Annotated in this window: 10 protein-coding genes; 4 read left to right on the forward strand and 6 right to left on the reverse strand. The window is 68.9% G+C overall.

Translation table 11 applies throughout. The features are described 5' to 3' along the window. Window positions 1-113: 113 nt before the first annotated feature. On the reverse strand, window positions 114-2,777 hold the full coding sequence (locus tag EL337_RS20715) for an AAA family ATPase (RefSeq protein WP_048633372.1): 2,664 nt from the start codon (window positions 2,775-2,777) through the stop codon (window positions 114-116). Further along, on the reverse strand, window positions 2,774-3,922 hold the full coding sequence (locus EL337_RS20720; RefSeq protein ID WP_048633373.1) for a metallophosphoesterase family protein: 1,149 nt from the start codon (window positions 3,920-3,922) through the stop codon (window positions 2,774-2,776). Before EL337_RS20720 ends, EL337_RS20715 begins: the two co-directional genes overlap by 4 nt. A gap of 124 nt (window positions 3,923-4,046) precedes the next feature. On the opposite strand from EL337_RS20720, the gene EL337_RS20725 reads away from it, so the two are divergent. Further along, the gene (locus EL337_RS20725) at window positions 4,047-4,565 is read left to right on the forward strand and encodes a SixA phosphatase family protein (RefSeq protein WP_048633374.1); all 519 of its coding nucleotides are present in this window, start codon (window positions 4,047-4,049) and stop codon (window positions 4,563-4,565) included. Here the strand turns inward: EL337_RS20725 and EL337_RS20730 are convergent. Next, window positions 4,562-5,107: a DUF3558 domain-containing protein gene (locus tag EL337_RS20730; RefSeq protein ID WP_048633375.1), complete on the reverse strand. Its 546-nt coding sequence runs from the start codon at window positions 5,105-5,107 to the stop codon at window positions 4,562-4,564. The two genes, EL337_RS20725 and EL337_RS20730, sit on opposite strands and share 4 nt — an antisense overlap. Next, a complete protein-coding gene (locus EL337_RS20735; RefSeq protein WP_048633376.1) occupies window positions 5,104-5,685 on the reverse strand; it encodes a DUF3558 domain-containing protein in 582 nt (193 codons plus the stop codon). Before EL337_RS20735 ends, EL337_RS20730 begins: the two co-directional genes overlap by 4 nt. 118 nt (window positions 5,686-5,803) lie before the next feature. Between EL337_RS20735 and EL337_RS20740 the strand changes: the two genes are divergently transcribed. The 3 genes from EL337_RS20740 to EL337_RS20750 are packed head-to-tail and all read left to right on the forward strand — an operon-like array spanning window position 5,804 to window position 11,658. After that, window positions 5,804-7,537 (forward strand): ABC transporter ATP-binding protein, encoded by a 1,734-nt coding sequence (locus EL337_RS20740; protein WP_048633377.1) that lies wholly within the window; start codon window positions 5,804-5,806, stop codon window positions 7,535-7,537. An 8-nt stretch (window positions 7,538-7,545) separates the two neighbouring features. Beyond that, window positions 7,546-9,438, forward strand: a complete 1,893-nt coding sequence (locus EL337_RS20745) for an ABC transporter ATP-binding protein (protein WP_048633493.1) — start codon at window positions 7,546-7,548, stop codon at window positions 9,436-9,438. 45 nt (window positions 9,439-9,483) lie between these two features. Next, window positions 9,484-11,658: a molybdopterin-containing oxidoreductase family protein gene (locus EL337_RS20750; protein WP_048633494.1), complete on the forward strand. Its 2,175-nt coding sequence runs from the start codon at window positions 9,484-9,486 to the stop codon at window positions 11,656-11,658. Here EL337_RS20750 and EL337_RS20755 read toward each other — a convergent pair. Together EL337_RS20755 and EL337_RS20760 are read right to left on the reverse strand one after the other, a co-directional pair. Beyond that, entirely contained in the window at window positions 11,655-12,242 is a 588-nt protein-coding gene (locus EL337_RS20755) for an ATP-binding transcription factor AbmR (protein ID WP_048633378.1), read from the reverse strand. The two genes, EL337_RS20750 and EL337_RS20755, sit on opposite strands and share 4 nt — an antisense overlap. 97 nt (window positions 12,243-12,339) lie before the next feature. Beyond that, window positions 12,340-12,543: a hypothetical protein gene (locus EL337_RS20760; RefSeq protein ID WP_048633379.1), complete on the reverse strand. Its 204-nt coding sequence runs from the start codon at window positions 12,541-12,543 to the stop codon at window positions 12,340-12,342. Window positions 12,544-12,571 lie beyond the last annotated feature (28 nt).

Here is a 12,571-nt window from a genome sequence, read left to right on the forward strand (position 1 = left end):
GACCCCGGCGGTCGCGATCGTGCGCACAATGGGTGTTTTTGACGGCGTGTCCGCTGCAGACACGCACGCTCGCGCAGACGGGGCAGCAGGTGCGGGGCGGGCTGCAGCTGCAGCTAGCTGGGGACCAGCTCGATGTGCTGGGCGCTGCTGACCTCCGCATAGCGCTGCGGGCTGCACGTCAGGATGATCACCTGACCGTGACCGGCGACGGCGTCGAACACCTCGGCCATCTTGGTCAGCCGACCGGCATCGGTGAAGCCGAGAGCATCGTCGATGACGACCGGCACGCTGTCCTCCTTGGCCACCAGCGCGGCACCGGCCAGCCTCGCCACGATGCCCAGCTGCTCCTTGGCGCCGCCCGACAGCGAGTCATACGGGACGGTGCGCCCGGACAGGGTCCGCGCACCGATGCACAGTTGACTGTCGACATCGACCTCGAAGCTGTCGCCGAACACGATGCGGCCCAGGCGTTCCACCTCGCCGCGGAACGGGTCGACGTAGCGCTGCCGCATCGCGTCGCGGTGCCTGCCCATGACCGACCGGAGCAACTCTGCCGCTCGGGCCCGGCGCCGCACCCGCAGGTACTCGGCCTCGGCCCGCTCGCGTTCGGTTTCGGCCATATCCAGGCTGCCCTTGCGTCCCTCGGTGCCGTACACCTTCAGCTGCGCGGCAACTTCGCGGAGTGCTTCGACGGCCTCCTGGTGCCGTGCCGCCGCTGCGTCGGCAGCCCGCTCGGCCTCGGCGAGCGCCGCGGCCACCGACTCGGGTTGCTGCGCCGCCAATTCCTCGCTGAGCCGGGTGACCAGCGCCTCGGCCTGGGCCGCGGTGTCGGCATCGGCTTCGGCGGCGACGGCCAGCTGATCGTCGGGAGCGGCAGCCCGCTGCTCCGCCAGCCGCTGGCTTGCCGCGGCGAGCTCGGTCTGGGCGGCCTGGACCTTCTCCATGAGGCGGGCGGCGAGCAGCCCACGCTGGGCGAGCAGCTTGCCTGCCTCTTCGGCGACCTTCCGGTGCGTCTCGCAGTCGCGCATGGCCTGCTGGTGAACCGCCGTGGCCTCGATGAGTTCCAGTCGCTGGGCAGCGGGGTCCAGCACGCCGCCCGTCGCGGCGTCGAAAAGACCGTCCTCGGCAGGAATGTTCTCCTGCAGCGTGGTCAGCCGGGCCCGCAGGTCGTCCGCGGTGTCCTCGGCGGTGAGTGCCTGCAGAACCGCACGAACCTGCCGGTGACCGGCCTGCAGCTCGTGTCGGCGCTGATCCAGCGCCCGCGCCGCCTCGATGTCGGCGGCTCCGATCTGCCGCAGGGTTTCGGCCAGCGTCGCGGCGGCCGCGTCGAGCGAGGCCTGCGTGGCGGTGGCCGACGCCGCCGGCACCACCCGCACGGACAGCACACCGGGGATGTCGACGCCGGTGGTCGCGGTGACACCGGCCGACCATCGGTCACCGGCGCGCAACGTCACCGCTTCGCCGTCGACGGTCAGCTCCACATCGGCGGCGGCGACCATCTCGATATGGGCCGAGGTCTGCTCGACGGCGGCGGTGGCCCGACCGACGGCCGCGGCGGCCGATTCCGCGGCGGCCATCAGCGCGTCCGTCAGTGCGATCGACCCGAGGTCCTGCTGCAGGGTCGCGAGTTGACGCTCGTGGCGCTCGATGGTCGCCAGGCGGCCGGCGAGACGGTCGGCCTCCTCCCGGTCTGCCAGACGCTGCACAGCGCTGCGCGCCCGGTCGAGGCGAGCCTGGCCTGCCGCCAGCGCTGCTCGCGCCTCCACGGCAGCCGCGTCGGCGGCGACCTGCATCTCGGCGGCGGTGTCGTGATTGTCGGTGGCCACCTCGGCTTCGGCCTGCAGGCGTGCCACCGCAGCGGTGCGCTCGCCGATCTCGGCGCGGGTACGCCGTCGCTCGGTCAGCGCGGCGCGTGACGCAGCGTGGGTGGCCCTGGCAGCGTCGGCGAGCGCAGCGGCCTGGTCGCGCTCGGCCCGAAGTGTGGCCACCGCCTGGGCGGCTGCGCGAATGCTGGTCAGATGTGCTGCGGCCGTGGCACTTTCCCTGGCGAGTTGGGCCAGGTCACCGGACAGCGCCGCGTGCCTGCGCACGGCCTCGTCGACCTCGGCGACTGCGGCGGCCCGGCGGGCGACGTCGTCGTCGGCGGCGCGCAACCGCGCCGTCGCCGCGGCCCACTCGCCGGTGGGACGCCCCGTTGACGTGAAGTAGCGCCGATACTCCTGCTCGACCCTGTCGATCAGCAGCGCATCGACGGTGCCTGCACACTCTGCCGCAGGCGCCGCATCATCGACCTCACCGGCGACCACGTCGAGCGCACGGGACAGCGCGTTGCACCCCGACAGGTCCGCGGCCGACATCGGGGCCGACTGCAGGACCCGCTGCGCCTGCCAGAGATCGAGGTCGACGGTCTCGGCGAGCATGGCACGCACGCGCTCGTGCGCCTCGTCGCCGGTGAGCTGCTCGCGGCGGGGCATCAGCACCGTCAGCTCCGTCTCAGGCTTCTTGTGGAACCTCTTGCGGTAGACGAAACGGTAGGGCCCCGCCGAGATTTCGGCGATCACTTCGGCGCCGACATCGGCGTGGGTGGGCTTGACCTGCTTGACTTCCTTCTTGCTGGAACGGTCCTTGGATTCCAGCAGCAGGTCGAGCGCCTCGAGCATCGAGGTCTTGCCCGTCTCGTTGGCTCCGCTGACCACGACGACGCCGTGGTCGGGAAATGCGATGTCGCGGTGGGTGATTCCGCGGTAATTGGTCAGCACCAGACGATGCAACTTCATGCCGCACCCCCTTCGGCCAACCGCAGCAACAGCCCCAGAGCGGCGCGGGCGTCCTCGGCATCGTCGCCCATGGACCGCGCCGTGGCCACCAGCTCGTCGACCGCGGCGGCGGCGAAGCCGCCGATGCCGAGGTCGTCGAACTCACCGTCGGCGGGCATCACCGCGATGTCGGTCTGCTTGTCCCACGGCACGAGAGCCGCGAACAACCGGGCATAGCGGTCCAGACAGGCATCCAGTGCGGCGCGGTCGGTGACGGTCAGCGACCCGGTGAGGCCGAGCCTGATCACCGTGCGCTCCTTGTCGGGCATCTGGTCGAGGTTGATGTCGAGGTCGGCCACGTCGCGGCGGTTGTCCACCGCGTAGCGCAGCGACATGAACCGCCAGGCGCCGACCCGGTGCGCGTCCACCCGCACCGGCCGGTGCTCATCGGACTCGTCGATGTCGACGGCCAGCACCTGCCCCGGTTCGGGTTCGATGTCGTCATAGTTGGTGACCTCAGGCGATCCCGAGTACCAGATGCGCCCGGTGGAGCCGACACTCATTCGGGAGTGCTTGTCCCCCAACGCCACATAGTGCACGGCGCCCCGGGCGAGGGCGGCCTCCAGCGCGGCGAGACCGATCAGCGACGGCCTGTCCTTGTCCGGGACGAGGATGTCGACGGCTCCGTGGCCCACCACGATGCGCGTCACACCGTCCGACGGCAGCCCCTCGAGGACGTCCGAGACGAGGTCGGTGGTGGGCGCCTTGGAGTACCACGGCGCGGCGACCAACTGCAGGCCCGGCCGCACCTCATGGATTCCGGGACGGTCGAGCACGACCACGTTCTCGGGCTTCTCCGAGGTGAACAGCGCGCTGGTGTACACCGACGACGCGTCCAGCGGATCGTGATTGCCCGGCAACAGGTACACCGGGACACCGATGCCGCGCATCGCTTCCAGCGAGGTGCTGACCTCACGCGGGGCGAGTTGATTGTGTTCGAACACGTCGCCGGAGACGACGACGAACTCTGCGCCGACGTCGACGGCCAGCCGGCCGAGCGCGGTGACCGCGCCGCGCCGGGCCGCCGAATACCGCGGCTGCGCATCTCCGTTCAGATAGTGACGGGTCATTCCGAGCTGCCAGTCAGCAGTGTGCAGAAATCGCATCTCAGCCCGTCCTTTCCCCTCGTTGTCTGCCAGGTCCCCATCGTTTCCTCCAGGGCACAGCCACTGTAGGGCGAGCCGCCGACAAGTCCGTGGACGCGGACCGGCATGCCCTACGGTTAATCGAATGAGCGACCGATACCGCACGCTGCTGCTGCTCCGCCACGCCAAGTCGGACTATCCGGACGGAGTGGCCGATCACGACCGGCCACTGGCCCCGCGGGGCATCCGCGAAGGCGCGTTGGCAGGCGAGTGGATCGCCGCGAACGTCGGGACCGTGGACGCGGTGCTGTGTTCGTCGGCGACCCGCACCCGACAGACGCTGGAACGCACCGGGATCACCGCGCCCGTCGAGTACGTCGACCGGATCTACGACGCGACGCCCGGCATCGTCATCGAGGAGATCAACGCGGTGCAGTCCCGATTCGATGCCGACGTCAGCACGCTGCTGGTCGTCGGGCACGAGCCGGTGATGTCCATGCTCGCGATGAGCCTGGCGGACGAGGAATCCAGCAGCGGCCCTGCCGCCCAGAAACTTTCGGCGAAGTTCCCGACGTCGTCCATCGCGGTGCTCCGCGTCTCGTCACCGTGGGATCAGGTCGCGATGCGCGGTGCCGAGCTGGTCGACTTCCACACGGCGCGCTAAGCGCGCGTGGCCAGGGTCAGTTCCATGAGCTTGATCGCCATCCCGCACGCGTCCATGCCGGGCGTCTGCGGGTTGACCCACCAGCCGACCACGCCTGCGGCATCGCTGGCGACGCCGCAGGCGCCGTTGGGGTCGTTGGGTCGCATGACGATCGACTGGATGCCGGCGACATTGCGGTCTTCGATCTGATACTGCAGCTGCTCGGCGACGCTGCGCTCATTGTCGAGGCTGCCCGTCTCGAACCAGAACCTGGTGATGTCGACCAACCCGGCCGGGTTGGCGGCCTGCCAGCGGCAGATCGCGCCGACGAAGGTGCTCTGGATGTCCAGCGGGTCGGCGCCCACGGTCTCGGCGAGGATGTCCTCGGTGAGGACCTCGCACTCCTTGAGCAGGTTCGGGTACTTGCGTTCGGAGTTGTCGTTGCGGGGCACGTCACCGGAGCCGGACCTGGCTGCGGTGCCCTCGACCGTCTGCGTGCATCCGGTCAGTACGACCAGGCCGGCCAGCGCGGCAACGGCCCCTTTGAGCACTCGGCGGGTCATTTGGAGTTCACAATCGACTGGCGGGTGAGTTCCTTGGCGACTTCGCACGCGTCGGGGTACGGCGGCTGGGCGAAGCTGATGGACCATTCGATGAAGTCGTCGCCGAACTGGATGCCGACTTCGCAGAGGTTGACCCCGATCTTCGGGTCGGGGTCCTCGTTGATCCCGATGAAGCCGTCGTGACCCTCGATGTTGATGTCTTCGACGCTGGTGCGCGACAGCTCCATGGTCTTGCGCTCGCGGCCGATGGGGCTGCCACGGAACCAGGAGAACGAGAAGTGCGGGCCCAGGATGGATCCGCCGGACAGCCACTGGCACCCGACCGAGGTCTTGGCCGTGTTCACCAGGCCGGGCACCCGGGTCTGGTTGGCGATCTCCTCGTCGCTGACGCCGCCGCACTCGGGGAAGAACGGCCCGTGCGAGATGTTCTGCTCCGGGGCGTCGGTGGTGGGCACCACGGGGCCCTGAGGGTCGGAATCTGAGCACGCTGCGAGCACCGGAAGCAAGGCCGCAGCAGCAACGGCCAGCGCCTTAGCCGGGCGACGACGTCCGCGGAAGCTGGGGGTCACGCCATGCACTGTAGCGGCAGCCCACACCGTCAACCACCGACATGCCGATTGACCAGCCCATTTATCGGATTCTCAGGTGCGACAGCCGAACAGCCGCGCCGACTGCCGGGTGTGCGAAAGTAGCGGGATGCTCTGGGGGCTGCTCCGACGGTACGCGCGCCCGTACCGGCCGCTGCTCGCGGTCGTGGCGTCCCTTCAGGTCGTCAGCACGCTGGCGACGCTGTATCTGCCGACGGTCAACGCGGCCATCATCGACGACGGTGTCGCCCAGGGCGACCTGCGCCGGATCATGGAGCTGGGGGCGGTGATGCTGGCCGTGACCGCCGTTCAGGTGGTGTGCGCCGTCGGCGCCGTGTACTTCGGATCGAAGGCGAGCATGGGTGTCGGCCGAGACCTGCGCTCGGACATGTTCCACCACGTCACCGGCTTTTCGGCGGAGGAGACCGCACGGTTCGGCGCGCCGTCGCTGCTGACGCGGACCACCAACGACGTCCAGCAGATCCAACTGCTGGTTCAGCTGACCGCAACGATGCTCGTCACCGCCCCCATCATGTGCGTCGGCGGCATCTTGATGGCGATCCATCAGGACGCCGGCCTGTCCTGGCTGCTTGTGGTGAGTGTGCCGGTGCTGGCGCTGACCAACTACTGGATCGTGTCGCATCTGTTGCCGATCTTCCGCCGGGTGCAACGCCAGATCGACTCGATCAACCGCGTGATGCGAGAGCAGCTGACCGGCCTGCGGGTGGTGCGCGCGTTCGCGCGGGAACCCTTCGAGCGCAAGCGTTTCGCCGAAGCCAACACCGCACTCGCCGACAGCGCGCTGGAGGCCGGCCGCTGGCAGGCGCTGATGCTTCCGGTGACGACCCTGGTGATCAACATCTCCAGCGTGGCGCTCATCTGGTTCGGCGGGATGCGTATCGACTCCGGTCAGATGCAGGTCGGCTCGCTCATCGCATTCCTGTCGTACTTCATGCAGATACTCGTCGCGGTGCTGATGGCCACCTTCATCCTCGTCATCATCCCGCGCGCATCGGTCTGCGCCGAACGGATCACGGAGGTGTTCGGCACCGAACCTGCGATCACCAGCTCCCCCGACGCCATCGCACCGTCGACCGTCAACGGCGAAATCCGATTCGACGCAGCGACGTTCAGCTACGCCGGCGCGGACCGGCCGGTGCTGCAGGACGTCTCGTTCGTCGCACGCCCGGGCACGACGACGGCCGTCGTCGGGTCCACCGGATCGGGCAAGTCCACGTTGGTGTCCCTGATCTGCCGGCTCTACGACGTCACCGGCGGATCGGTGAGCGTTGACGGCGTCGACGTGCGGGACCTCGACATCGAACGGCTGTGGGCCCTCATCGGGCTGGTCCCCCAGCGCGGGTACCTGTTCTCGGGCACCATTGCCGACAACCTGTACTACGGCAAGGCGGACGCGACCGAGGACGAGATGTGGGAGGCGCTGCGGGTGGCGTGCGCCGACGACTTCGTCCGCGCTCACCCCGACGGTCTGTCGATGCGGGTGGCCCAGGGCGGCATGAACTTCTCCGGTGGCCAGCGGCAGCGGCTGGCCATCGCGCGCGCCGTGATCCGGCGGCCGCTGGTCTACCTGTTCGACGACTCGTTCTCCGCGCTGGACGTGCACACCGACGCGCGCGTACGGGAGCGGGTGCGGGCTGCGTCCGCGGGATCCACAGTGCTGATTGTGTCCCAGCGGATCTCGACCGTGGCCACCGCCGAGCTGATCGTCGTCGTCGACGACGGCCGGGTGGTGGGGTCGGGCACCCACGACGAACTGCTCCAGACATGCCAGGCGTACCGCGAGTTCGCGGATTCGCAGTCGGTGTCGGCCGGAGAACGATGACCGGACCGATGGGAGGCCCCATGCGGGGGAACGAACCCCCACAGGTTCGGTCCCGCGATTTCACCGCGTCCGCGGTGCGGTTGCTGCGGCGCCTCATCCCCCAGCGCGGTCTGACGATCGTGGTGATGGCACTCGGTATCGGCGGCATCGCGATCGGCGTGGTGGGGCCGCGCATCCTCGGGCACGCCACCGACCTGTTGTTCAGCGGTGTGATCGGCCGTCAGCTGCCCGCCGGCCTGACCAAGGAGCAGGCCGTCGAGGCCGCCAGGGCCAGGGGCGACGACACCTTCGCCGACCTGCTGTCGGGCATGACCGTGGTGCCGGGACAGGGCGTGGACTTCGGCGCCGTCGGCCGCACGCTGGCACTGGCGCTGGGCCTGTATCTGATTGCCGCGCTGCTGGTCTGGCTACAGGCCCGGCTGCTCAACGTCGTCGTGCAGCGCACCATGGTCTCGCTGCGCGCCGACGTCGAGGACAAGGTGCACCGGCTTCCGCTGCGGTACTTCGACTCCCGGCAGCGCGGCGAGGTGCTCAGCAGGGTCACCAACGACGTCGACAACCTGCAGCAGTCGCTGACGATGTCGATCACCCAGTTGCTGACCTCGGTACTGACCGTGGTGGCGGTACTGGTGATGATGCTGACGATCTCGCCGCTGCTGACCCTGCTCACCGTGGTGACGGTGCCGCTGTCGCTGTGGGTCACCCGCTCGATCGCCAGGCGGTCTCGCACGCTGTTCATCGCCCAGTGGACCAACACCGGCAGGCTCAACGCCCACATCGAAGAGACCTACAGCGGGTTCACCGTGGTCAAGACGTTCGGGCACCGCGCCCACGCCGAGGACCAGTTCCGCGAGCTCAACGACGACGTCTACCGCGCCAGCTTCGGCGCCCAGTTGCTGTCCGGGCTGGTGTCGCCCGCAACGATCTTCATCGGAAACCTGAGTTACGTGGCGGTGGCGGTGGTGGGCGGCCTGCAGGTCGCGACCGGGCAGATCACCCTCGGCGGCATCCAGGCCTTCATCCAGTACGTCCGCCAGTTCAATCAGCCGCTCACCCAGATCGCGGGCATGTACAACACCATGCAGTCCGGAATCGCCAGCGCCGAGCGGGTATTCGACCTGCTCGACGCCGAGGAGGAACAAACCGAACTGCCCGCCACCCTGCCGACGGGTGTGGACGGGCGCGAGGGCCGGGTGGAGTTCGACCGGGTGTGGTTCAGCTACCAGCCGGGCGCACCGGTGATCGAGGAGCTCTCCCTGATCGCCGAACCCGGATCCACCGTTGCGATCGTCGGGCCCACCGGGGCGGGCAAGACGACCCTGGTGAACCTCCTGATGCGCTTCTACGAGGTCGACTCGGGACGGATCCTGATCGACGGCGTCGACATCACGTCGGTGAGCCGGAGTTCGCTGCGCTCGCAGATCGGCATGGTGCTGCAGGACACGTGGCTGTTCGCCGGCACCATCTACGAGAACATCGCCTACGGACGCCCCGATGCCGACCGCGACGAGGTGATCGAGGCAGCCACGGCGGCGTACGTGGACAGGTTCGTGCAGACGCTGCCCGACGGATACGACACCCGCATCAACGACGGCGGCACGAACATCAGCGCCGGTGAGAAACAGCTGATCACGATCGCCCGCGCGGTACTGGCGCGCCCCCAGCTGTTGATTCTCGACGAGGCGACCAGCTCGGTGGACACCCGCACCGAGGTGCTGATCCAGCACGCCATGGCGCAGCTGCGCCGCGGTCGGACGAGTTTCATCATTGCGCACCGGCTTTCGACGATCCGGGATGCGGACGTCATCCTGGTCATGGAGTCCGGGAAGATCGTCGAACGCGGCACCCACAGCGAGCTGCTGGCGCGCCGGGGCGAGTACTGGTCGATGACACAGGCGTGACTCCGATCGCCGGTTTAAGCGTTGTGCTTCGTGCAGGATGGCGACATGACCACGGCGCCACGGACTGTGCACACCTTCTGCCGGTACTGCCTGGCGTCGTGCGGGGTCGAGGTGACGGTCGAGGACAACCGGGCGGTCAAGATCTCGGCCGACAAACAGAACCCACACAGCTGGCACGATTTCTGCGCCAAGGGCCGCACCGCCGCCAGGCTGGTCGAACACCCCCGGCGCATCCTGACCCCGATGCGTCGGGTCGGCGACTCCTATGTGGAGGCCACCTGGGATGAGGCGATCACCGATATCGCAGCCCGGATGAACGCCGTGATCGACGCCGACTGTCCCGACGCCGTCGGCGTGTACTACGGCAATCCGGCCGGCTTCTCGTCGTCGAACATCATCTTCATGAATGGCTGGCTGGACGCGGTCGACACCCGCAGCCGCTACTTCGTCGGATCGATCGACCAGAACGCGATGCACGTGGTTGCCGACGCCATGTACGGCTCGATCCTGATGGCCCCGGTGTCCGACATCGACAACTGCGACTACTTCCTGCTCGTCGGCACGAATCCGGCTGTGAGCGCCTGGAACTGGTTGGAGACGGTGCCGGGTGGATGGCGGCGGGCGCTGGCACGGCAGGCACAGGGCGCCACCATCGTCGTCGTCGACCCGGTGCGCACCGAGTCCGCCGACAAGGCCGACGTCCACCTGGCGGTGCGGCCCGCGCAGGATTGGGCACTGCTGCTCGCGATGGTCAAGGTGATCCTCGACGAGGGGCGCGAGCACGCGCCCGACTGCACCGACCTGGCGACCGGCGTCGAGGACCTCCGCGCTCTCGTCGCGGATGCCGACCTGGACGACCTGGCGCGGCGCTGCGACGTCGACCGCGCTGAGATCGAAAAGGTGGCACGGGATTTCGCCGCGGCCCGAGGCGCGATGGTCGTGACGCGCACCGGGGTCTCGATGCACCTGACGGGCACCATCGCGGAGTGGCTCGGGCACGTGCTGAACGTGATCACGGGACGGATGGACCGTCCCGGGGGCCGCCGGTTCGAGCCGGGCTACGTGGATGCGATCCGGTTGTCCGGAATGGCCGGGACGAGCGCGCACCGCAATCGGCTGTCGGGCCGCACCATGGTGGCGGGCGGCCATGCCCTGTCCGAACTGCCCGACGAGATCACCACGCCGGGGATCGGCCAGATTCGGGCGATGGTGATCAACTGCGGCAACCCGGTGGTCTCGGGTCCCGACGGGGCAAGACTGGACAGGGCGCTCGCGCAACTGGATCTGTTGGTGGCCATCGATTTCGTGCAGCGGGAGAGCCACCGCCATGCGCACTGGCTGCTGCCCGCCGTGCACTGGCTGGAGCGCGACGACCTGTTGGCCTTCACCAGCAACATGCACGATGAGCCCTATCTGCACTACGGCGCGAAGGCGGTCGAGCCGCCGCCGGGCGCGCGGCAGGAGTGGCGCATCTTCGTCGACCTGGCCATCGCGATGGGCAAGCCGCTGTTCCGCGCCACGGGGTTCAACAGCTTCATCACGGCGACGCGCCGGGCGGCCCGGCTGACTCGCAGGCCCGGGCTCGCGTTCACCCCGCGTTGGGTCGACCGCCTGGTGCTCGCGACGGGGCGCAAGGTCGACGGCCGCAGGATTCGCTGGCGCGACGTGATGGCGCATCCGCACGGTTGGGTGCTGGGGCCACGGGAGTTCGGCCACTTCCGGTCAGCGTTACGCACCCCGGACAAGAGGGTGCACGTGGCACCGCCCGCGTTCATCGCCCGCGCCCGCGAGCTGCTCGCGGAGCCTGCGCCGGCGGCACCCGCCGACTACCCGTTCCAGCTGGCCAACCGCCGGCACCGGCACTCCATGAACTCCTGGTTGAACGAGCTGCCAGGGCTGCACCCGGCGGGCAAGGGCAGCGAGGTGGTCATCCACCCCGAAGACGCGTCGCGCCTCGGAATCGACGACGGCGACAGTGTGCGCGTGCACTCCCCCGTCGGGTCCGTCGAGCTGACCGCCGCGGTGTCCGACCAACCCAGGCCCGGGGTGGTCATCATCGACCACGGTTGGGGTTCAAGAGTTTTCGATCCGCGAGGACACGAGCCGGCGGAGTCGTTCGGCGTCAACCGCAACCTTCTGGTCGATGCCGGCCCGGTGGACCCGCTGTCGCAGACCCCGGCGCTGAACTCCGCCTACGTGGCCGTCGAACGCGCCGGCTAGATCTGCGGGCCCTCCGTGCGCAGGTCGTCCACCTCACGCATGGCGTCCCGCAGCTTGCCGAGCCACTCGTCGGCGTGCTCGCCGACCAGCCGTACCGACCAGACCAGCGCGTCCGACCGCGACCGGGCCACGCCCGCGTCGACGAGAGTGTCGAGAACCTGACGCTCAGGCTGCCGCAGGCGCGTCATCACCGGTACCGCCAAGTGGGTGAACAGGATTCGTTCGGTGGCCCCGTCCCCCGCTGATCCGGCAGGGATTTCCACGCCCCAGGACACCTTGCGGCCGAAGCGGGCTTCGGCTTCGTCGGCGATCTGCATGCGTTCGCCGCGGGTCTGCTCGCGGAACCGGGCCGCCCGCCCGGACGCGCGAGCTTCGCTTTCGGCACCGTCGTGGTTCTCGGGTTCCGGGAGGCGTCCGATGACGGTGATCTCTTCGCGGTCGACGATGACCTCGGGGTCACCGGCGAACCAAGTGTCAGGAAGGCGTCCGCCGAACCAGTCGGGGGCGTCGGCGGCATCGGGCTGGTCGGCCTGTTGCCAGCCGCCGGAGCGACTGGAGCGGCGGCCGTGGGGATGATGTCTCATGATTACATGATTACACCGTTGCAGAGGTCGCGGGGTGCCGTTCACCGTCAGCGGAAACAGCAGGTGCGCAGTGGGGGCGCAAGCCGTACTGACGCCCCTAGTTGCGCTTCATCAACACGGCCGCGCCGCCACCGAGCACCAGAGCAATCAGCAGCACCGTGGCCCACCCCGCGCCTGCCAGCCACCACACCAGGGCGAGCCCGATCACCGCGGGCGACAGCGCGAACAGCACCATGCCAGGGTGCTGCCTGATGACCGCGAGGGCGCCCTGAGCACGCTGACGGTCGATTTCCTTGGCCATGTCTCCAGAATGCCAGCTGACCCGCGGC

This window comes from Mycolicibacterium aurum, assembly GCF_900637195.1.
GTDB lineage: Bacteria > Actinomycetota > Actinomycetes > Mycobacteriales > Mycobacteriaceae > Mycobacterium > Mycobacterium aurum.

Coding starts and splice junctions, on each gene's coding strand:
- EL337_RS20760 (WP_048633379.1), bottom strand. CDS start 12,543: ATGGCCAAGGAAATCGACCGTCAGCGTGCTCAGGGCGCCCTCGCGGTC.
- EL337_RS20715 (WP_048633372.1), bottom strand. CDS start 2,777: ATGAAGTTGCATCGTCTGGTGCTGACCAATTACCGCGGAATCACCCAC.
- EL337_RS20725 (WP_048633374.1), top strand. CDS start 4,047: ATGAGCGACCGATACCGCACGCTGCTGCTGCTCCGCCACGCCAAGTCG.
- EL337_RS20740 (WP_048633377.1), top strand. CDS start 5,804: ATGCTCTGGGGGCTGCTCCGACGGTACGCGCGCCCGTACCGGCCGCTG.
- EL337_RS20730 (WP_048633375.1), bottom strand. CDS start 5,107: ATGACCCGCCGAGTGCTCAAAGGGGCCGTTGCCGCGCTGGCCGGCCTG.
- EL337_RS20745 (WP_048633493.1), top strand. CDS start 7,546: ATGGGAGGCCCCATGCGGGGGAACGAACCCCCACAGGTTCGGTCCCGC.
- EL337_RS20720 (WP_048633373.1), bottom strand. CDS start 3,922: ATGCGATTTCTGCACACTGCTGACTGGCAGCTCGGAATGACCCGTCAC.
- EL337_RS20755 (WP_048633378.1), bottom strand. CDS start 12,242: ATGAGACATCATCCCCACGGCCGCCGCTCCAGTCGCTCCGGCGGCTGG.
- EL337_RS20750 (WP_048633494.1), top strand. CDS start 9,484: ATGACCACGGCGCCACGGACTGTGCACACCTTCTGCCGGTACTGCCTG.